The organism is Herbaspirillum rhizosphaerae (assembly GCF_046025915.1).
Lineage (GTDB): Bacteria > Pseudomonadota > Gammaproteobacteria > Burkholderiales > Burkholderiaceae_D > Herbaspirillum > Herbaspirillum rhizosphaerae_A.
Genome location: NZ_JAQQFR010000006.1, coordinates 123,528 through 144,102, shown reverse-complemented (window position 1 = coordinate 144,102; position 20,575 = coordinate 123,528). Strand labels below are relative to the sequence as shown.

The window sequence follows — 20,575 nt, the reverse complement described above, 5'->3', positions numbered from 1 at the left end:
GCCGGATGTTAACATGCGCGCGCGTTTCGGTGCTGCCGCGTCGCCGGCTTTAGGGGCCAGTGACCTGCTCTTTCGGGGTGGCAGTTGAAGCCAAAGCTGATCCCGACCGCGATCCGTATCTGTTGGCATACACCCAGGTAAATTCCGCCCCCAGCAAAAAAATCTGTGCCGAGTAGTAGATCCACGCCAGCAATAACGCGAACGAACCGGCTGCGCCGAAACCTGATGTCATGCTGGTGCGGCCGAGATAGAGACCGATCAGGTATTTGCCAATGATGAACAGCAGTGTGGTCGCAATGGCGCCGGTGCGCACGTCATGCCATGACAGACTCACGCGCGGCATGTATTTGTAAATGACCGAAAACAGTCCCGTAAAGACAAGGAAGGAAATCACGAAATTGAGAATTTGCAGCAGGATTTCCCAGCCGATGAACCAACTGCCCCACCATTTTCCCAATGCCGCCAGGCCGGCGCTGGCGACCAGCGAGATTGTCAGCATGAACCCCAGCCCCAAGATTAGTCCGAACGACAACAAACGCTTGCGTATCAGGGGCATGATGCCGCTCTCCCTCGGCACTGCCGGCACGCGCCAAATGCGGTCGAGTGCGCTTTGCAACTCGGCAAACACAGCGGTGGCACCAATCACCAGCGTCACAATGCCGAGGCCGGCAGCAATGATGCCGTCGCGCGGCTCACTGACTGATTTGAGCAAACCCTGTACCGCCATCGCGCCTTCAATCCCCACGATGCCCTGAATCTGGCCGACGATTTCGCCCTGTGCGGCGTCGTGACCAAAAATCATCCCGGCGACGGCAATCGCAATCACCAGCATCGGCGCCAGCGAAAAAATCGTGTAATACGCAATCGCCGCCCCCATGCTGGGCGCAAAGTCATCCAGCCACGCGGTGATCGCGCCCTTGCTCAATTGCCAGGCTTGCTGGAGGCGACTTTCGTTGGGCAGCTTGCGCACGAAACGGCGCTTGGTTGGGTTGTGCAGACTTTGATCCATGGTGCTTCTCTCCAAATCTTCCAATTTTTTAAATACAGATAAGAGTCGGAGTGCATTTTTTGCCTTTTTATCCTTCCAAAAATTCAAGAAATCCTGTTTATCGCGATTTATCACTGATCGCATCGAGACAAATCGCTTCGCATTGCCGATAAATCCCTTTCTTATGATCTGGCGCAAAGCTGTGCGTGCACCTTTGCGCAATAGTCCAATTGTCTAAATTTTCGCATTGCCGTATATTTCAGTAATTACTGAAAATTCAAGAATTAATGGAACCTAATACACTCAGCCCCCTGATGCAACGCTTCATCCTTCACTTCGGCGAAATGGGCAGCCGCTGGGGCATCAATCGCACCGTCGGACAGATATACGCCCTGCTCTATGTACAGGCTAAACCGCTCAATGCCGACGAAATCGCCGAATATCTGAGCTTTTCGCGCTCAAATGTCAGCATGGGTCTGAAAGAGCTGCAATCCTGGCGGCTGGTCAAATTGCTCCACCAGCCCGGTGATCGCCGCGAGTATTTCGAGCCGCCCAAGGATATTTGGGACATTTTCAAGGCTTTGCTGGAAGAGCGCCGTCGCCGCGAAATCGAGCCGACGCTGTCGATGCTGCGCGACGCGCTGCTGGAAACCCCGGCCAATCCCGATGACAAGCACGCGCAAAAACGCATGCGTGAGATGTACGACCTGATCGAGCTTTCCAGTTCCTGGTTCGACGACGTCCAGCGTCTGTCACCGGAGACGCTGTCTTCGCTGATGAAGATGGGCTCAAAGATCAAGAAATTGCTGGACGTCAAAGATAAATTCCGCTTTAGTAGCGATAAAACCGGCAGCAAGACCGGCAAGGACGCAACTGAAGAAGAGTTTTCCGAATCTCCCAAGAAGGAGTGAAGAATGTCCAGGCCCTCATGGTTGTTCCGTATTCATCATCTGTCCCGCCTGCCCCGTCTCACGCAATTGCCGCTCGGCGCGGAAATCGCGCTCATCCTGGTGGTCAAGATTGCGATCCTGACCGTGCTGGCAAAAACTTTTTTTTCTGAACCACAAGCCAAAAAGATGCGCATGCCCACCGAGCAGGTGGAGCAGCATCTGCTGGCGCCGGCGCCTGCTTCTGCCCCAACAATAACGACAAGCGCCGTCTCCACATTACCATCCACTTCCGAGGTCACCCATGCTTCCCATTGACGAGGTCGTCAGTCTGTCGCGGCTGCAGTTTGCCGTGACGGCGTTGTATCACTTCCTGTTTGTTCCGCTTACCCTGGGCCTGTCCTGGATTCTGGTCATCATGGAGGCTGTTTATGTCATGACCGGCAGCCCGATCTATAAGGACATGACCCGCTTTTGGGGCAAACTGTTCGGCATCAACTTCGCCATGGGCGTGGCTACCGGCATCACGCTGGAGTTCCAGTTCGGCACCAACTGGTCGTATTACTCCCACTACGTCGGCGACATCTTCGGCACGCCGCTGGCGATCGAGGGCATGGCGGCGTTCTTCCTTGAATCGACCTTCGTCGGCCTGTTCTTCTTTGGCTGGGATCGCCTGTCTCGCGTCAAGCATCTGATGGTGACCTTCCTGGTGGCACTGGGCTCCAGCCTTTCGGCGCTGTGGATTCTGATCGCCAACGGCTGGATGAACAATCCGGTCGGCGCGGAATTCAATTTTGAAACCATGCGCATGGAACTGGTCAGCATGACCGATGTAATCTTCAATCCGGTAGCGCAGGTGAAGTTCGTGCACACCGTGGCGGCGGGTTATGTAACGGCGTCGATGTTCGTGCTGGGCGTATCGGCTTACTACCTGCTCAAGGCGCGCGACACGCAATTCGCCTTGCGCTCGTTTGCCGTTGCCGCCGGTTTCGGCCTGGCGTCGACGCTGTCGGTAATCGTGCTCGGCGACGAATCCGGTTACACCGCAGGCGAAGTCAACAAGGTCAAGCTAGCCGCCATCGAAGCCGAATGGGAAACCCATCCGGCCCCTGCCGGCATCACGATATTCGGCATGCCCGACAGCAAAAACGAACGCACCGACTACGCATTCAAAGTCCCTTACGTATTGGGCCTGATTGCGACGCGCTCGACCGACACACAGGTGGTTGGCATCAAGGATCTAAAGAAGGAACACGAAGTCCGCATCCGCAACGGCATGCTCGCCTACGCTGCGCTGACGCGACTGAAGTCCGGCGACAAATCGCCTGCTGCACGCGCCGAGTTCGACAAGCTCAAGCAGGATCTCGGCTATGGTTTACTGCTTAAGAAGTACACGCCGAACGTGATCGACGCCACACCGCAGCAGATCGCCAAAGCCGTCGACGACACTATTCCAAATGTCGCGCCGCTGTTCTGGTCGTTCCGCGGCATGGTGGCGCTGGGTATGCTGTTCCTGTTCATCTTCGCGACCTCGTTCTACTTCCTGATCCGCAAACAGCTCGCGCCGCAACGCTGGTTGCTGCGTCTGGCGGTGTTCAGCATTCCACTGCCGTGGATCGCCGCAGAGCTGGGCTGGATCGTTGCCGAATACGGCCGTCAGCCATGGACGATTGCCGGCATCCTGCCTACGCATCTGTCGGCCTCGACCTTGCAGCCGTCGAGCCTGTACTTCAGCCTGGCCGGATTCATCCTGTTCTATACCTTCCTGCTGGTGGTTGAAATGGTGCTGATGGTGAAGTACGCCAAGCGCGGCCCGAGCAGCCTGCACACCGGCAAGTATCACTGGGAGCTGCTGGACAAGAAGCCGGCCGCCCCGTCAAAAATGCCTCCGCGTCCGCCGCTGCCGAAACCAACCCGCTGATTGCAGAAGAACACCCAAGGAAACAATCATGATCTTCGATTACGAAACTTTAAAAATCATCTGGTGGGCATTCGTCGGCGTGCTGATCATCGGCTTTGCCCTGACCGACGGCTTCGACTTTGGCGTGGGCATGATGCTGCCCTTCGTCGGCAAAACCGATGCCGAACGCCGTGTGCTGATCAACTCCATCGGCCCGACCTGGGAAGGCAATCAGACCTGGTTCATCACCGCCGGCGGCGCCACCTTTGCGGCGTGGCCGCTGGTGTATGCGACGGCATTTTCGGGCTTTTATATTGCGCTGATGGTGCTGCTGTTTTCACTGTTCTTCCGCCCGGTCGGCTTTGACTATCGCAGCAAGGTTGCCGACCCGCGCTGGCGCAATGCCTGGGACTGGGGTCTGTTCGTGGGCGGTATCGTCCCACCGCTGATCTGCGGCGTGGCTTTCGGTAATCTGCTGCTGGGCGTGCCTTTCCACTACGACGACACCATGCGGGTGGAATACACGGGCAACTTCTTCCAATTGCTTAATCCCTTCGGTCTGCTGGCCGGCCTGTTGAGCGTGGCGATGCTGCTGACACATGGTGCAACCTTCGCCATGGTGAAGACCGAAGCCGAGATCGCCGCACGTGTTCGCAAGATCGCCATCTACGCCTCGCTGGCAACACTGGCGCTATTCGTGATCGGTGGTTACTGGGTGGCGCGCGGCATCGACGGATACAGCATCACCTCCATGCCGAGCGCGAACTCCGCCTTCATGCCGCTGGCGAAGACGGTGGAAATCACCTCGGGTGCCTGGATGGACAACTACGAGCGTTGGCCTGAGACCAAGGCGATTCCTATTGCCGCCATCGTGGCATTGCTGTTGGTCGCTGCGTTCGGCGCATGGCGCAAGGCACGTCTGGCCTTCATTTGCAGCGGCATCGCCGTGGCGGGCATCATCCTGACGGCAGCGACTGCGATGTTCCCGTTCATCATGCCGTCATCACTGGATCCACGCAGCAGCCTCACCGTCTGGGATGCCGTGTCGAGCCAGAAAACGCTGGGCATCATGTTCTGGCTGGTGCTGTTCTTCCTGCCGCTGATCATTTTGTACACCGCCTGGGTGTATCGCGTGATGCGGGGCAAAGTGACGCTCAAGCACATTGCCGACAACGAACACACCGCTTATTAACAACCTGAGTAACCGATTAACTGATTCAGAGAAGGAAAACATCATGTGGTATTTCGCCTGGATACTCGGCGTCGGCCTGGCACTGGCCTTCGGCATCATCAACGTCATGTGGCTCGAAGCCAACTACGCTTTCGGCCGCCGCAACGAGGATGAAACCAACGAGCGCTTTGCGTCTGCCAACGCCAAAGCCGAACTCGCCAGAAAACGTCCCGGCCCCGCCCCTAGTTCTGGTCCTGGCACTCGTCCTGGCCCCGGTACAAAGTGAGGCCATCATGAGCGCTGTCTCTGCATGCTCATCCCATTCGGCGCGCCTGGTCGCCACCGATCCGGCGCTGTTGCAAGCGCTGGCCGGTGCCGACTTTGCGGATACTTTTCGTATCGCATTGACCGACGAGCAAGGCCGCTTGTCGGCCGGCGAGCTGACACGTCAAATGTTCAGCCGCACGCCGGAATGGGTGTCGCTGCTGCTGGCAACCCGCAATCGCGTGGTCGCACTGTTTGGCTTGAAGCAAGCCGACTTGCACATCGACGGCGATGCTTCATCGAGACCGACATCGGTCGCCGGGTTTCCTGTGGTGACGCAAAGTGAAGATCAGGTGCAGCTTGGTTTTGACGATAAGCATCTGGATTTTCGGATCTGGGTGCGGCGTGAGCCTGGCACCTCTGAGTTGTCGGCACAGTTGACGGTGACGACGGTCGTACGCACCAATCAATGGCTGGGACGCGCTTACCTGGCCGTGATCATGCCGTTTCACCGTCGTATCGTGCCTACGATGCTGAACCGTTTGACCCGCTGACGCCACGCCACCGTTTTTCATAGTCGACAGTCCTGAAATGCTCGACCAGGAAATCGATAAAAACACGCACCTTGCCCGGCAGATGCCGCCGGTTTTGATAGGCGATATTGATCGCCAGCAGCGGCAGCTCCCAATCCGGCATGATCTTGATCAAGCTCCCCGCTTCGATGTCGTCATGCACGATGTAGCTCGGCTGCACCAGAATGCCGAGACCGTCGAGCGCAGCCGCACGCAGGATTTGCCCATCGTTGGCTTCCAGCAGTTGTCGCACGCGTACATTCGTGGTCTTGCCCTTACGCGTGAATCGCAGCTCGTTCATATTGTTGGCATGGGTGTAGAGCAGCAGCTTGTGGGTCGCCAGTTGATCCGGCGTAGTGGGCGTGCCGTGTTGCTGCAGGTAAGCTGGTGAGGCTGCCAGCACACGCGGTGTGCTGGCCAGCTTGCGTACCGTGATTGCCGAATCCGGTTCAAATTCACGCGTGCGAATGGCGATATCAATACCACTTTCAATCAGATCGAAGTAGCGATTGGCTGCGACAATCTGCACCTCGATGTCGGGATAGCGCCGTGTGAACTCCGGCAGCAAGGGCGTGATGTGCTTCAGGCAGAACGAGAGCGAAGCGGTAATGCGCAAGGTGCCGCTGGCGGCAACATTGGTGGCGTTGACAGCGGCTTCAGCGTCGCTGATCTCGGCCAGCACGGCCTTGCAGCTACGGCAAAAATGTTCGCCGGCCTCCGTCAGCATGAGGCGGCGTGTATTGCGTTCGATCAGCCGTGTGCCCAGGCGCTGTTCCAGTGAAGCGAGGTAGCGGCTTGCCGTGGCGTTGGAAATATCCATCTGCTCGGCCGCCTTGGAGAGACTGCCGAGTTCTGCGGTATTGACGAACAATTCGTATTCGGTCCAGCGATCCATGATGAGGTCTTTGCACTTGGATTGGCGATCTCAGTCTCGCACTCAGTTTTTCATTAAATGAAAATAAGAATTTCAAATAAGGCATTCTTTTTCATTATTTGATCAACTATATTACCCAAAAAACCATGAGGTAATAATGAAAGTGAGACACATCGTGATGTGGGATGTCGCCGGCACGCGCGGCAGCCCCGAGCACGCAGCCAATCTGGCTACGCTAAAACAGGCCTTCGAGACGCTCGCGGACAGCGGCGCGATTCCCGGTTTGCTCAAGCTGGAGATCGGCATCGATTACAGCGCCGTGGACTACGCATGCGACGTGGTCTTGCTGAGCGAATTCGAGAGTCCCGAGGCGCTGGCCGTCTATCAGCAGCATCCGGCTCACATGGCGGCCAAGCAGCAGATAGGCGAGATCCGCGTCGCGCGGCATCAGGTCGACTACTACTTCAACTAGCCCGTGTAGAGTAGCGCAGTAGCGAATCCCCCCTGCCTTGAACGGACGGCATCATGACCCAGAACCAAACGCAAACCTTTACCTATAACGCGGCGCCGGCGCGCATCTTGTTTGGCGCTGGCCGCGCTGCGGAAATTGCCGACGAACTGCGCCGCCTCGAATGCCGCCGCGCACTGATTTTGTCGACGCCGGCACAGCAGCAACTGGCGGAACAAATCGCGCAGCAGCTCGGCGAACTCTACGGCGGCAGCTTCACCGAAGCAGTCATGCACACACCGGTGGCCGTCACTGAAAAAGCCCTCGCCTATCTGCAGGCGCAGCAATGCGACAGCATCGTGGCGCTGGGCGGTGGCTCCACCATCGGCTTGGGCAAAGCACTGTCCTTGCGCACGGATCTGCCGCAAGTGGTGCTGCCAACCACTTATGCGGGATCGGAAGTAACCGCCATCCTGGGCCAGACCGAAAATGGCATCAAGACCACGCAGCGCTCGCCGCGCATTTTGCCTGAAGTAGTGATCTACGACGTCAACCTGACCTTGACACTACCACCCGCCTTGTCCGCCACCAGCGGCATGAACGCGCTGGCGCATGCAGTCGAAGCCTTGTATGCCAAGGATGCTAACCCGATCGTCTCGCTGATGGCGGCTGAGGGCATACGGGCATTGGCGCGCAGTCTGCCGCGCGTGGTCGCGCATCCTGATGACCTTGCCGCCCGCAGCGACGCGCAATACGGCGCCTGGTTGTGCGGCACTTGTCTGGGGGCAGTCGGTATGGCCCTGCATCACAAGATTTGCCACGTGCTTGGCGGCACCTTTGATTTGCCGCATGCCCCCACCCACACCGTCATGCTGCCGCATGCGCTTGCCTACAACGCGCCGGCGGCGCCGCAAGCGATGCGTGTGATCGCCGATGCACTCGGCACTGACGATGCCGTACGCGGCATGTATGCGCTGGCACAGCAATTGGATACGCCGCTGGCCTTGCGCGATATCGGCATGCCGGGAAGCGGCGTCGCACGCGCAGCAGAACTGGTCATGCAAGATGCTTACTGGAATCCACGCCCGCTGGAGCAGCAAGCCATTGCCGCCATGCTGGCGCGCGCGTGGGCCGGTGAGACACCAGCCAGTTGAGTTGAACCAAGAAGAACCAAGCCGAATTGAATTGCGGTGACAGGAAGAGACAATGCGAAATTTCGACGAAAACAATATCACCCGCGCCGTACTGGAGCGACTGCAAAACTCCGTCTCGCCACGTACGCGCCAGATCAGTGAGGCGGTGGTTCGCCATCTGCACGCACTGATTCAAGAAATCGAACCAAGTCAGCAAGAGTGGCTGGCGGCGATCGAGTTTCTCACCGCGACAGGACAGATGTGCAGCGACACGCGCCAGGAATTCATTCTACTGTCCGACACACTGGGCGCATCGATGCTGGTCGACGCCATCAACCACCGTCATCCAGGCGAGGCGACGCAAACCACGGTACTAGGCCCGTTTTATGTCGAGAACGCCAAGCAACATGCACTGGGCGACATGATCTCGCACGATGCCGATGGCGCGCCATTGCTGGTCGAAGGCAGCGTTGCAGCGCTCGATGGAACACCCATCGCCGGTGCGGTCGTTGATGTCTGGCATTCGGACAGCGACGGCTACTACGATGTACAGCGCCAAGATGGTCTGCAACATCTGAGCGACCGTGCGCGCTTCGTCACCGACAGCGACGGCCGGTTCTGGTTTCGCTCGATCGTGCCGGCGTTTTACCCGATTCCCAACGATGGTCCGGTCGGCAAGATGCTGGATGCGCAAGGCCGCCATCCTTATCGGCCGGCACATGTGCATTTCATGATCAGCGCACCGGGCTGCGACACACTGGTGACACACCTGTTCCTGGCTGATGATCCCTACCTCGATTCAGACGTGGTGTTCGGCGTCAAAGACGCCTTGATCTGCAAGCTGGAAGCACAAGCGGCAGGCATCACCGCACGCGGCAATGCGATTGCCGCTGCAACGGCAGCTTTGCGTTACGACTTCAGGCTGGCACCGGCTTGATCGGGATTTGATCGGTACGCAGTCGATACCTGATGCATTTCAGATGACGATACATCCTTACGATCGCATCAACAAAAAACGCCCTTCTATGAAGGTAATGCCGTTCAGTTAAGCTCAATCAGGTTCAGTTTTTGAAGCTAAAAGAGCCGTAAAACCAAGAAAAACGCCGCTTCGAATTACTTCGCAGCGGCGTTTTTTGTCTTAACTGAACAGCATTACCTTCTATGAAGGGCGTTTTTTTACATCCAACGATGCAACCAGCTAACGAATGGTTTATACCAGTGTCAGTGTGACGTTGATGTTGCCGCGTGTTGCGTTCGAATAGGGGCAAACTTGGTGTGCCTTTTCGATCAGCGATTGTGCAACAGCGCGGTCCAGGCCTGGCAGGGAAATGGCCAGCGCTGCTTCGATGCCGAAGCCGCCTGGGATGGTGCCGATGCCGACTGTGCCGGTGATGCTGGCATCCGCTGGAATCGCAACCTTTTCCTGACCACCGACAAACTTCAGTGCGCCCAGGAAGCAAGCCGAATAGCCGGCTGCGAACAGTTGCTCAGGATTGGTGCCTGCGCCGCCGGCGCCGCCCAGTTCCTTCGGTGTGGTCAGCTTGATATCCAGAATGCCGTCGGACGACTTAGCCGTACCTTCACGGCCGCCGGTTGCAGTTGCAGTTGCTTGGTAGAGTGCTTTTTCGATTTTCATTTTGATTCCTTTCGAGTGGTATGAAGAATGATGCAGGGGAAGCATCGATTAAATTACATAGGGAACTGCAAATAAATTTTAAACAATAAAATTGTTAACAATATAAATAATATGTATAAAAACTCACTTCTGCTACTTACCGATTGCTGTCACTTTTATAACGACAGCATGGGTGAAACGATCAACCTGTACGACTAATCTTCTGCGCCATCCAGCAAGCCCTTGCGCAGGACTTTAAGCTCTTCTCGCAGATTAGCAACCTGTTCGAGCGGTGGCAAGGAGCACATGAGTCGCTGCGGAACGGCGATTGCCCGTTTGCGCAGAGCACGGCCTTCCTGGCTCAGGCGCACCACCACGCGGCGCTCGTCTTCCACATCACGGGCACGATGCAGCAAACCCATCGTTTCCATGCGCTTGAGCAAAGGTGTCAGGGTGCCCGAATCGAGGAACAGCTTGCCGCCCAGATCGGAAACCGTGACTTCGTCCTTTTCCCACAAGACCAGCATCACGAGATATTGCGGATACGTCAGATCGATGTCTTTCAGTATCTTCTTGTACACCTTGGTCATCGCCAGCGACGCCGAGTACATGGCGAAGCACAATTGATTTTCAAGCATGAGTGCCTGATCAATCGCTGCTGCCTGTGTCGTCGATGTGTTTGCGTTTGCCATGGATTGAATAATACATAGTCAAAAATTAAATTGCAAGCAATTTAAATGAAAATCTGCACTGATTTAAAAATACAACAAACTTGCGAAGATGCAAGTTTGCCTTTGAATCAGCCTGTTTCAATACACCACCAACGCCAGTCAACGTTCAAAGCGTTGCTCCACCATCTCCTTGCCCCACTGCGCACCCGGCCATTCTTCCTTGAGCTGAAAGCCGTAGCCTTCATACAGACGGCGTGCCGCATCAAGTCCCCTGAAGGTCCATAGCTGGATGGAGGCAAACTCCTGCGCATCGCAAAATACCATGGCGGCATCCATCAGACGGCGTCCTACCCCTGCCCCACGCAAACCATCGTCGACGATGAACCAGCGCAGGTGCGCTTTGTTGTCGCCCAGATCCTGGCCATCTATGGCGACCGAGCCGACAATTCGCTCCCCTTGCAACGCCAACCATAGCCCGTTGCGCGCATGCTCAAGACGAGGAGCAAATTCCGCCAGTCCTGCCGCCACCTTGCTTTCGAAATAACTGCCGAAGCCCACGCTGCGCGCATAAAACATCGCATGCATCTGCACGATTCGGCCGATCACTCCGGTGTGATAACCGGCAACGATGCGAATGTCATCGGCTTGCACGATCGCCTCGCCCGACCGGCGCGCCTCCAGCGCTTGGGCATACACGCTCAGTCCCTGGGCCACAGCCTGCTGCTGATCTGCATTCAGTTGCTCCAGTGCGCCAACGACCTGTTTGCGACCAAACGACTGGACGGCGGTTAGTGTACGGCGGCCTTGAGGCGTCAGCGCCAGCCATTTGACGCGGCCGTCAACGTCGCTGGCCTGCTCCTGCAATTCGCCGGCCTCCACCAGCTTGCGCACCATACGGCTGACGCTGGATTTTTCCAGGCCGAGGAATTCGGCAAGCTGTGCGGCACTCATCGACTTGCGTGCGCCGATCTCGATAATCGCATGGACTGCGGACGGCGGATAGTCGGTCGCCGCCAGTGTGGATTGCATGAAGCCCAGCTCGCGCACCATCCGGCGCGAAGCGGTACGGATGCCGTCGACGAAAGAAAAATCTACTGAGGAGTCCGCTTTTTGCATGTTTTCCATTCCTTTTCAATATAGTTGTATTATACAACTATAAATCCAAAAATCATCACGCTAGAAATGCCTCTCATCAGGAGAAACCACATGGAAACGATGCCGAAAAAGGAATCCAACGCCAGTCCGCACAACATGGCCGGGAAGGTTGTTCTGGTGACAGGCGGCGGTAGCGGCATCGGCCGTGCCGCAGCGATTCGCATGGCGCAGGCGGGGGCAAGCGCCGTGGTGATTGCAGGCCGGCGTCAATCAGAGGGAGAAGCCGTAGCCGCCGAATGCCTCGCCGCCGGCGCACAGAGCTGCTACGTACAAACCGACGTGACACAGGAAAACGACGTCCAGCGGCTGATCGACACTGTCCTGACACGCTTCGGACGCCTGGATGCGGCCTTCAACAACGCCGGCCGCCAGGAACGGCGCGCATCTCTGCACGCACAGGAATCCGGCATTTACGACGCCGTCTTCGACGCCAACGTCCGTGCCGTATTTTTGTGCATGAAATATCAATTGCCGCCCATGCTGGCGCGCGGCAACGGCAGCATCGTCATCAACACGTCTGTCAGCGGTGTACGCAATCCCAATCCCGGACTGGCGCTCTACTCCGCCTCCAAGGCCGCCACCATCTCTCTGATGAAATCGGCAGCCATGGAATACGCACCCCAAGGCATCCGCATCAACGCGATTGCTCCGGGCCGGGTAGTCACCGACATGATGCTGGCATCAGGCATTGCCGACATGTCCGCAGTGGCGGCGGGCTTGCCACTCAAACGCATGGGACAACCTGAGGAAGTCGCCGAAGCCGTGCTCTGGCTACTATCGGATGCAGCATCTTATGTTGTCGGTCATGTGCTGGCCGCGGATGGAGGATTCCTCGCGTCATGAACGCCTACGGCCAGTGTGCGCCCGCATGTACAAGCCCTCGCTCGACGCCGCGAATCCCCTGTATCATGCGTGGCTGCACGATAACGGTCGAAAAAATGCCGACTATTGCCTGCCATCCGCATACCGAACACTCCAGAAATGCATTCGAAAATATCCTCGCAGTCGTCTCTCGACATCTCGTTCGCCATCTTCTGCAAGGTGGTCGACAACTTCGGCGACATTGGCATCTGCTGGCGGCTGTCGCGGCAACTGGCGCACGAACATGGCGTTGCCGTCACTTTGTGGGTTGACGATCTGGCGAGCTTCAAGCGGATCTGCCCCGACGTCGACAGCAATGCCGATGTGCAAAATGTACTGGGCATCACCGTGCGACACTGGCGCGATCAACATGGCGTCTTTGCCGCCGACGACGTTGCCGACATCGTTATTGAATTCTTCGCCTGTGATATCCCGCCTGGCTACATCAAGGCGATGTCCGAATGCACTCCGCGTCCGGCGTGGCTGAATCTGGAAGGCTTGACGGCCGAAACCTGGGTGGAAGGCTGCCATATGCTGCCTTCGCCACATCCGCAATTGCCGCTGACGAAGTACTTCTTCTTTCCCGGTTTCAACAAGCGCACCGGCGGCCTGCAAGTGGAATCGGACCTGATTGCAGAACGTGAAGCTTTTCTGGCTGATCCTGTCGCTGCTGCCGATTTTCTTGCGCGGCTCGGCGTGACCGTCACAGAAATGGCCGCGCTCAAGATGTCGCTTTTCTGCTATCCGCAAGCACCTATCTCGGACTTGTTTGCGGCGTGGCAAGCGAACACAAGCGAGCGGGACGTTTTGTGCCTGGTGCCGGAAGGCGTCGGCGGTGATGCCGTGACGGACTTTCTCGGCCAGCCCGTGACTGCGGGTGCGCATGCCACGCGCGGTAGATTGACCGTGCGCGTCATTCCCTTTGTGCCGCAACCCGACTACGACAAATTGCTATGGGCCTGCGACGTCAATTTTGTACGCGGCGAAGACTCCTTCGTCCGCGCGCAATGGGCCGCAAAGCCTTTTATCTGGCATATCTATCCACAAGACGAGAACCTGCATCACGTCAAACTGAAGGCTTTCCTGAAAACCTGCACGGCGGCAACAGAGAGCCTGACCGCACTGGCATTGGCATGGAATGGCGCTGCGGCAGAAGCGGTCAACGTCGCTGCGCTGTGGCACAACCTGGAAGCTGACCTGCCAAACATTGCCAGCCTGTCCACGGATTGGGAGCAGGTGTTGCTGGCAAACGGCGATTTGGCGACGAATTTGCTGAAGTTTGTAGAAACAGTTCCACCGAGAGTCTGAAGCGCCAGAAAATTAGGTTAAAATATAGGGCTAATTTTTAAGCATCAATGCATTAACAATTTAATCGTACGTGGGCTTGCGGTGTTTTTTTGCCAGTAGGCTACAGAAGATTTTTACGCAACCTACTTTTTACGTATATTCGCTATGAAATTTGCAAAAGAAATTCGCGTCGGCAACATCATTATGGTTGATAGCAAGCCAATGATCGTCCTGCGCTCTGACGTCAACGGTTCGAGCCGCACTGGTTTCACTTACAAGTGGAAGATGAAGAACCTGCTGACCAACAGCCCACAAGAAAACGTTTTCCGCGGCGACGACAAGTTCGAAGTGGTCGTGCTGGACAAGAAGGAAGTGACTTACTCCTACTTCGCTGATCCGCTGTACGTGTTCATGGATTCCGAATACAACCAGTACGAAATCGAAGGCGAAAACCTGGGCGACGCACTGGGTTACCTGAAGGACGGCATGACATGCGAAGCGGTCTTCTATGACGGCAAGGCAATCTCGGTCGAACTGCCGACAACTATCGTTCGTCAGGTTATCTACTCGGAACCGGCAGTCAAGGGCAACACTTCGGGCAACGTCCTGAAGGAAGCCAAGATCGAAAACGCGATCGAAGCAAATCAGATCGTCGTGATGGTTCCGCTGTTCGTCAGCCAGGATGACCAGATCGAAATCGACACACGCACCAACGAATACAAGAAGGTTGTTCGTAACTGATTCTAGTTATTCAGAAGTGCATATAAAAACGCCGCGTTCTTCGCGGCGTTTTTTATTTCTCGGACATTCGCCCAAATATCAGAATCCCCTCCTCCCTGCCGTTTTCCATCCGCCCCTTCCCCCGACGTTACCTGGCACTGCACTACAGAATACATCTAATAAAAATATAGTTGCATTGCGAATTAAATTGCCGTATCGTTGATTCATGTTTGATCACTGCCTCTATTTCAATACCGCAGCATTGTCCCGCCGGCTTGAGCGTGAGTGGGCGGAAGCCTTCGCGCCGTTTGGCCTGACTGCACCGCAGGGCTTCATGCTCAGGGCCATTATCGACAGGCCCGGGATGCTGCAGAGCGAATTGGCGGCAGAGCTTGCCATCGCACGCTCGACCACCACGCGCGCCTTAGACACGCTGGAACAAAAAGGCCTCCTTGAACGCCGTCGTACAGAAGGAGATGGCCGGGAGATATCGGTTTATCCGACTGCTGCCGGCACAGAAATCAAAGTGCCATTGAATGCTTCTGCAGGCGGCGCAGCAGAGAAGATAAGAAAGATTCTGGGCAAGGAAGAATTTGCCGATGCAGTCCTGAAAATCAGAGATGTGCGCGCTGCGCTGGAGTGATTTTTACTCCTTATGCCGGCGCCTATTTTTTAGCCAATATAGTTGCATTGCTAATTACTTGCGCCCAACAAATACGCGTACCACAGCCCATCGGCAAAGACCCATTTGATTCACCCCCACTTCCATTTTCAACACCAGGAGAAAACCATGTTCGCCATGCAATACGGATTTGACGTTACCGATGCGGAAGCCGTCAGGCAACGCGTCAAAGAAATCGGCAGCCGATTTGATCAGCTTCCGGGACTCTATACAAAAGCCTTTTTGGTCGCGGACGCCATCGATGGAAGTCCGGCGCGCTACACGCCGTTCTATATCTGGAATGAATTAAGTGGCATGAGCGACTTCCTGCTGTCGGATGCCTTTCGCGCGGTGATTGCCAAGTATGGCCGCCCGGTCGTACAGCGCTGGAACAAGATCGCCTTCTTCAAAGGACAGGCGGCGACGCAAACGCCGGTACTGGCGATTCAGCAATTCATTGATATCCCTGAAGACGTCGATCTGGCGCAACTGTGCGAGTTGCAAGCGACCGATGCCGAAGCGATGACGCATGAACATGGTCTGCACTCCGTCTTTCTCGGGCTGGACACCAATGCGTGGAAATTAATGAGGATATCGCTGTGGCATGTGGCACCGGTATCTTCCCACCAAGGGAAAAGTTTTGAAGTGGCGCATCTTTCGGCACCGGGCATGGCATGAGTCGGAAAACCAAATAAGGCAAAAAGGCAGATCAACCTGCATCTGCCTGCAATCTATTCCAGCCCTTTTACCTGCGCCAGATGGCGGGCGGCCTTGCCGCCTTCGCTGGCCCAGAACTCCTTGTCAGCAGCATGAATGCGTACTGCTGAATTCTCCATGTGCCGCAATGCCGCCGCACGCGCCGCATCGGCATCGCCATCAGTAATGGCCTGCGCAATTACGGCATGCTCATCACGCACCTGCTGCCGAAAATCTTCGCGCCGCGCTTCGTTGATACGCGCCACGCGGATCGCCGCCTGCAAAAACTGGCTCAGAAATTCCAGCAACGAGGTATAGAGCGGATTGTGCGCCGCCTCGGATATAGCCGCATGGAAAGCGAAATCTTCCTGCACGCCATCCCTGCCCTCGTGCACCGCTTTGTCGATGCTCTTCAGCGCCTGCTGAATGCGCAGGTTCTGCGCCTTGGTGCGCCGCTGAGCCGCCAGCGCGGCCATCTCGCCCTCCACGCCGCGCCGCAACTCAATCACGCGCAACACCGCCTGAATCGAGTCCTGTACATCGATATCGAGGCGAAACGGCGTGGCGTTGTTTGGCGCCAGAACGACAGTGCCGCTGCCTCTGCGCGACCCGACCAGCCCTTCCGATTTGAGCCGCGAGATGGCTTCGCGAATCACAGTACGGCTAACCTGAAAACGCTCGGTCAACTCATTCTCCGACGGCATGCGCTCGCCGGGCGCAAAATCGCCCTGACGGATCTGGTCGTACAAGGTCGTGGTAACGCGGTCGGCCAGCGTACCCTTGGCCGAAACCAGACTGGTGGGCAGCGGCATGTTGAGATTAGTTTTTGAGAGCTGAGTATTTTTCATGTTGATTGACATGATACCGCTTTCTTTTTACACTGACCGCAAAGTTGTATGACAACTTTAAGATTTCACTTAACTAACAAAACCGTTCAGGGCCTTCCTGCAGGACCATGAGCGGGTTTCAGGAGAACATCACATGCATATCGTTATTACCGGCGGCGCTGGATTTCTGGGTAGCCGTCTGGCGCGTCAATTGCTCAAGCGCGGTCAACTGACCGGCAGCGACGGCAAGCAGCAAACCATCAGCCGCATCACCCTGCTCGACGTGGTCGCTGCACAAGGTTTCGACGATGCGCGCATTGAGTCTGTGGTCGGTGATATCGCCGATGCCGCCGTGATCGAGCGCGTCATCAACAAGGACACGCAGTCGATCTTCCATCTGGCAGCCATCGTCAGCGGCCACGCCGAAGCCGATTTCGAACTCGGCATGAAGATCAACTTCGACGCCACCCGCATCATCCTGGAACGCGCCCGCGCGCTCGGCACAAAACCGCGTCTGGTGTTCACCAGCTCAGTCGCTGTGTTCGGGGGCGAACTACCGGCACAAGTTCCGGACAACGCCCTGCTGATGCCGCAAAGCTCCTACGGCGCGCAAAAGGTCATGGGCGAATTGCTGGTCAATGATTACAGCCGCAAAGGCTTTATCGACGGCCGCGCGCTGCGCATGCCGACTATTTCCGTGCGTCCCGGCGCACCGAACAAGGCGGCATCGAGCTTCGCCAGCGGCATCATCCGCGAACCGCTGAACGGTCAGCCTTCGGTGTGCCCGGTCAGCCCTGACACGCGCATGTGGTTGATGTCGCCACGCAAAGCAATCGATAACCTGATCCATGGTCACGAAATCAACGGCGCCGATCTGGGCCTGGCACGCTTCCTCAGCATCGACGGCTTGTCGGTCAGCGTGCGTCAGATGGTCGATGCACTGGAACAAGTCGCCGGTGCCGACGTGGTCAAGCTGATCGAATGGAAAGAAGACGAAGCCATCAAGCGCATTGTCAACTCCTGGCCTGGCAACTTTGAAGCGAAACGCGCAAAGGCATTGGGCTTCACCGCCGACAGCGACTTCGCCAGCATCGTGAAAGCGCATATTGAAGATGAAGTGAAGAAGTAATTTTCCACATTCATTTTCCAAGAAAAAACGGCGTCCGCAATGACGCCGTTTTTCTTTTCTGCGCACACCATCTATATGTACAAAAAAAGCGCGGATATCACTAAGGACATCCGCGCCAGATGATACCAACGGAGACCGCGCAACCGTGTCGACTCCCCCGCCACGGCGCGCAGCTAAACAGCAACTACCAACTACAACTCCCTGCTACTTCGCCTTCGCCAGCATGTTGAACACGCTGGAAAAATCCAAGCCGCCCGCACCTGATTTGCTGTGGATGTCGTAGAGGTTGCGCGCCAGCGAACCCATCGGCACGCTGCTGCCCGTAGCCAGTGCGTTCTCTACCGCCAACCCCAGATCCTTCAGCATCAGGTCGACGCCGAAACCTCCGGCATAGCCCTTCGACGCCGGCGCCGTTTCCATCACGCCGGGGCAAGGGTTATAGACCTCCAGCGTCCAGTTGCGGCCAGAGCTCTTGGACATCACTTCCGACAGGACTTTGGGGTCCATGCCGTTAGCGATGCCGAGACGAATTGCTTCCGAGGTGCCGATCATCAGGATGCCCAGCAGCATATTGTTGCAGACCTTGACGGTCTGGCCGCTGCCGCTGCCGCCTGCGTGATAGATCGCCTTGCCCATCTTTTCCAGATAAGGCCTGGCGAGACCGAAGCCGTCGTCGGTGCCGCCGACCATGAAGGTCAGCGTGCCCGCCGTTGCGCCGCCGGTGCCACCGGAGACCGGCGCATCCAGCATGGTGAAGCCCTTCTCAAGCGCTGCGGCGGCGACCTTGCGGGCGCTTTCCGGTGCGATGGTCGAGCAGTCGATCAGCAAGGTGCCCGGCTTGATGTTGGCCAGGATACCCTTGTCGCCGAGATAGATGGATTCCACATGCTTGCTCGCCGGCAGCATGGTAATCACCACCTTGGCTTTGGTGACCGCAGCCATGGCATCGGCTTCGGTCACGCCACCGGTTTCGACCAGTTTGTCGACACTGGCTTTGACGAGGTCGTGGCCGCTAACCGAATATCCCGCCTTGACGAGATTTTGCGCCATCGGCAAACCCATGTTACCCAGACCAATGAAAGCGATATCGGCGCTCATGTTGTTCTCCTTTTTCTCTGAGTGGATGCGGATTACTTCAGCGAAATCGTGGTATTGACCTGACCGGCTTCTTCATCCGGCGCATACCAGCGCGCTGTCACGGTCTTGGTTTGCGTCCAGAACAGCACGGCTTGTTTGCCGTTCGGGCCCAGATCGCCGAGCTTGGAAGCGCGCGAACCGGTGAAGCTGAAATACGCGACAGGTACTGGAATCGGCACGTTGATGCCGACCTGACCGACGTCGATTTCGTTCTGGAACTTGCGTGCAGCCCAGCCCGACGATGTGAAGATCGAAGTACCGTTGCCGTTCGGATTGGCGTTGATGAAGGCGATCGCTTCGTCCAGGGTTTCGACTTCGACGATGCACATCGCTGGTCCGAAGATTTCCTGTTCGTAAATGTCCATGCCTGCCTTGACGCCAGTGAAGACAGTCGGACCGACAAAGTTGCCTGCTTCATTACCGGCGACCTTGCAATTGCGACCATCCAGCAGCAGCTTGGCGCCCTGCTCCACGCCGATGCCGATCAGACGTTCGACGCGCTCTTTCGCGGCTTTGGAAACCAGCGGGCCGACATCGGCCTTGCGATCACTGCCTGGACCGACCTTCATGGCCTTGGAACGCTCGACGATTTCCGGAATCCATTCTTTGGTCTTACCGACCAGCACCACCACGGAGTTGGCCATGCAACGCTGACCCGCTGCACCGAATGCTGCGCCGAGCAAGTTGTTGATGGCTTGATCCTTCGGTGCATCAGGCAGCACGATACAGTGGTTCTTTGCACCCATCATGCATTGCGCGCGCTTGCCTGCTTCGCTGGCACGACGATAAACGTGCGTACCGACATGGGTCGAACCGATGAAGGACACGGCCTTGATATCGGGATGGTCACAGATCATGTTGGCAACGTCAGGGCCGCCATGCACGACGTTCAGCACGCCTGGTGGCAGACCGGCCTTGTTGGCCAGTTCGACCAGGAACAGCGATGATGTCGGATCCTGTTCGGATGGTTTCAGCACGAAGGTATTGCCGCAGGCAACCGAGATCGGGAACATGAAGCAAGGCAGCATCACCGGGAAGTTGAACGCGGTGATACCTGCGCCCACGCCGATTGGCTGATGAATGGTGTAGACGTCGACACCACCGGCCACGTTCTCGGCCAGTTCACCCAGTTGCAGCGAGGTGATCGAGCAGGCGTGCTCGACGACTTCCAGACCGCGCATGACTTCGCCTTCGGCGTCCGGCAAGGTTTTGCCGTGCTCGCGCGTGATCAGTTCGGCCAACGGTGCGATATTGTCGCGCAGCAGTTGCTGGAACTTGAGCATGATGCGCATGCGTTGCGCCAGCGAGGTGTTGCGCCAGGTCTTGAAGGCTTCTTTGGCGTTGGCGACGGCACGATCGACTTCTTCTTTAGTCGCAAACGGCACGCGCGCGACGACTTCCTGCGTGGCCGGATTGATCACGTCACGCCATTCTTTGGAAGTCGACTGGACATGTTCGCCGTTGATGTAGAGGGGAACGTTAGGAATGTTGGCTTGGCTCATGATGCGTTTTCCATAGTGATGAAGTAGAAACCGAAAGCCATGTCGGAGATGACAGACAATGTTGAAACACGACTCTC

Annotated in this window: 23 protein-coding genes; 15 read left to right on the top strand and 8 right to left on the bottom strand. The window is 56.8% G+C overall.

Annotated elements, in window-relative coordinates:
* Positions 1-49 precede the first annotated feature (49 nt).
* The gene (locus PQR63_RS11035; protein ID WP_408167911.1) at positions 50-1,009 is read right to left on the bottom strand and encodes a YihY/virulence factor BrkB family protein; all 960 of its coding nucleotides are present in this window, start codon (positions 1,007-1,009) and stop codon (positions 50-52) included.
* A gap of 266 nt (positions 1,010-1,275) precedes the next feature.
* Here PQR63_RS11035 and PQR63_RS11030 point away from each other — a divergent pair, with 266 nt between their 5' ends.
* The 6 genes from PQR63_RS11030 to PQR63_RS11005 are packed head-to-tail and all read left to right on the top strand — an operon-like array spanning position 1,276 to position 5,764.
* Entirely contained in the window at positions 1,276-1,899 is a 624-nt protein-coding gene (locus tag PQR63_RS11030) for a GbsR/MarR family transcriptional regulator (protein WP_408167910.1), read from the top strand.
* 3 nt (positions 1,900-1,902) lie between these two features.
* On the top strand, positions 1,903-2,193 hold the full coding sequence (cydP, locus tag PQR63_RS11025; protein WP_408167909.1) for a cytochrome oxidase putative small subunit CydP: 291 nt from the start codon (positions 1,903-1,905) through the stop codon (positions 2,191-2,193).
* Positions 2,180-3,796 (top strand): cytochrome ubiquinol oxidase subunit I, encoded by a 1,617-nt coding sequence (locus tag PQR63_RS11020; RefSeq protein ID WP_408167908.1) that lies wholly within the window; start codon positions 2,180-2,182, stop codon positions 3,794-3,796. The genes cydP and PQR63_RS11020 overlap by 14 nt, the downstream gene beginning before the upstream one ends.
* Positions 3,797-3,824: 28 nt before the next feature.
* On the top strand, positions 3,825-4,967 hold the full coding sequence (gene cydB, locus PQR63_RS11015) for a cytochrome d ubiquinol oxidase subunit II (protein WP_408167906.1): 1,143 nt from the start codon (positions 3,825-3,827) through the stop codon (positions 4,965-4,967).
* Between the two features lie 43 nt (positions 4,968-5,010).
* Entirely contained in the window at positions 5,011-5,232 is a 222-nt protein-coding gene (cydX, locus tag PQR63_RS11010) for a cytochrome bd-I oxidase subunit CydX (protein WP_408167905.1), read from the top strand.
* A gap of 7 nt (positions 5,233-5,239) precedes the next feature.
* Entirely contained in the window at positions 5,240-5,764 is a 525-nt protein-coding gene (locus tag PQR63_RS11005; protein ID WP_408167904.1) for a DUF2867 domain-containing protein, read from the top strand.
* Here PQR63_RS11005 and PQR63_RS11000 read toward each other — a convergent pair.
* Entirely contained in the window at positions 5,736-6,677 is a 942-nt protein-coding gene (locus tag PQR63_RS11000; protein WP_408167903.1) for a LysR family transcriptional regulator, read from the bottom strand. The two genes, PQR63_RS11005 and PQR63_RS11000, sit on opposite strands and share 29 nt — an antisense overlap.
* A gap of 136 nt (positions 6,678-6,813) precedes the next feature.
* Between PQR63_RS11000 and PQR63_RS10995 the strand changes: the two genes are divergently transcribed.
* Genes PQR63_RS10995 through PQR63_RS10985 form a run of 3 tightly spaced genes read left to right on the top strand, consistent with a single transcriptional unit; the run spans position 6,814 to position 9,174 of the window.
* Positions 6,814-7,128: a Dabb family protein gene (locus PQR63_RS10995; RefSeq protein WP_408167902.1), complete on the top strand. Its 315-nt coding sequence runs from the start codon at positions 6,814-6,816 to the stop codon at positions 7,126-7,128.
* Positions 7,129-7,181: 53 nt separating this feature from the next.
* A complete protein-coding gene (locus PQR63_RS10990; RefSeq protein WP_408167901.1) occupies positions 7,182-8,258 on the top strand; it encodes a maleylacetate reductase in 1,077 nt (358 codons plus the stop codon).
* 52 nt (positions 8,259-8,310) lie between these two features.
* Positions 8,311-9,174 carry an intradiol ring-cleavage dioxygenase gene (locus PQR63_RS10985; RefSeq protein WP_408167900.1) on the top strand — a complete coding sequence of 288 codons (864 nt, stop codon included), beginning with the start codon at positions 8,311-8,313 and terminating at the stop codon, positions 9,172-9,174.
* Positions 9,175-9,447: 273 nt separating this feature from the next.
* Here the strand turns inward: PQR63_RS10985 and PQR63_RS10980 are convergent, their stop codons facing one another.
* The 3 genes from PQR63_RS10980 to PQR63_RS10970 form a co-directional block, all read right to left on the bottom strand.
* The gene (locus PQR63_RS10980; protein ID WP_408167899.1) at positions 9,448-9,873 is read right to left on the bottom strand and encodes an organic hydroperoxide resistance protein; all 426 of its coding nucleotides are present in this window, start codon (positions 9,871-9,873) and stop codon (positions 9,448-9,450) included.
* 194 nt (positions 9,874-10,067) lie between these two features.
* The gene (locus PQR63_RS10975) at positions 10,068-10,544 is read right to left on the bottom strand and encodes a MarR family winged helix-turn-helix transcriptional regulator (protein ID WP_094564440.1); all 477 of its coding nucleotides are present in this window, start codon (positions 10,542-10,544) and stop codon (positions 10,068-10,070) included.
* Positions 10,545-10,682: 138 nt separating this feature from the next.
* Positions 10,683-11,639: a bifunctional helix-turn-helix transcriptional regulator/GNAT family N-acetyltransferase gene (locus tag PQR63_RS10970; RefSeq protein ID WP_408167898.1), complete on the bottom strand. Its 957-nt coding sequence runs from the start codon at positions 11,637-11,639 to the stop codon at positions 10,683-10,685.
* Between the two features lie 90 nt (positions 11,640-11,729).
* Here PQR63_RS10970 and PQR63_RS10965 point away from each other — a divergent pair, with 90 nt between their 5' ends.
* The 5 genes from PQR63_RS10965 (at position 11,730) to PQR63_RS10945 (ending at position 15,885) form a co-directional block, all read left to right on the top strand.
* Positions 11,730-12,521, top strand: coding sequence for an SDR family NAD(P)-dependent oxidoreductase (locus PQR63_RS10965; RefSeq protein WP_408167897.1), 792 nt, complete (start codon positions 11,730-11,732; stop codon positions 12,519-12,521).
* 138 nt (positions 12,522-12,659) lie between these two features.
* Positions 12,660-13,847, top strand: a complete 1,188-nt coding sequence (gene earP, locus PQR63_RS10960) for an elongation factor P maturation arginine rhamnosyltransferase EarP (RefSeq protein WP_408167896.1) — start codon at positions 12,660-12,662, stop codon at positions 13,845-13,847.
* Positions 13,848-13,991: 144 nt separating this feature from the next.
* On the top strand, positions 13,992-14,567 hold the full coding sequence (locus PQR63_RS10955; RefSeq protein ID WP_408167895.1) for an elongation factor P: 576 nt from the start codon (positions 13,992-13,994) through the stop codon (positions 14,565-14,567).
* Between the two features lie 205 nt (positions 14,568-14,772).
* Positions 14,773-15,189 (top strand): MarR family winged helix-turn-helix transcriptional regulator, encoded by a 417-nt coding sequence (locus PQR63_RS10950; protein WP_408167894.1) that lies wholly within the window; start codon positions 14,773-14,775, stop codon positions 15,187-15,189.
* A 147-nt stretch (positions 15,190-15,336) separates the two neighbouring features.
* The gene (locus PQR63_RS10945; protein WP_408167893.1) at positions 15,337-15,885 is read left to right on the top strand and encodes a DUF4865 family protein; all 549 of its coding nucleotides are present in this window, start codon (positions 15,337-15,339) and stop codon (positions 15,883-15,885) included.
* A gap of 53 nt (positions 15,886-15,938) precedes the next feature.
* Here PQR63_RS10945 and PQR63_RS10940 read toward each other — a convergent pair whose 3' ends face one another.
* Positions 15,939-16,715: a FadR/GntR family transcriptional regulator gene (locus PQR63_RS10940; protein ID WP_408167892.1), complete on the bottom strand. Its 777-nt coding sequence runs from the start codon at positions 16,713-16,715 to the stop codon at positions 15,939-15,941.
* A gap of 169 nt (positions 16,716-16,884) precedes the next feature.
* On the opposite strand from PQR63_RS10940, the gene denD reads away from it, so the two are divergent.
* Complete coding sequence (gene denD / locus PQR63_RS10935; protein WP_408167891.1) at positions 16,885-17,859, top strand: D-erythronate dehydrogenase; 975 nt, start codon at positions 16,885-16,887, stop codon at positions 17,857-17,859.
* Between the two features lie 204 nt (positions 17,860-18,063).
* On the opposite strand, the gene mmsB is transcribed toward denD, so the two are convergent.
* Together mmsB and PQR63_RS10925 are read right to left on the bottom strand one after the other, a co-directional pair.
* Positions 18,064-18,957 (bottom strand): 3-hydroxyisobutyrate dehydrogenase, encoded by an 894-nt coding sequence (mmsB, locus tag PQR63_RS10930; protein WP_408167890.1) that lies wholly within the window; start codon positions 18,955-18,957, stop codon positions 18,064-18,066.
* A gap of 32 nt (positions 18,958-18,989) precedes the next feature.
* Positions 18,990-20,498, bottom strand: coding sequence for a CoA-acylating methylmalonate-semialdehyde dehydrogenase (locus tag PQR63_RS10925; RefSeq protein WP_408167889.1), 1,509 nt, complete (start codon positions 20,496-20,498; stop codon positions 18,990-18,992).
* Between the last annotated feature and the right edge of the window lie 77 nt (positions 20,499-20,575).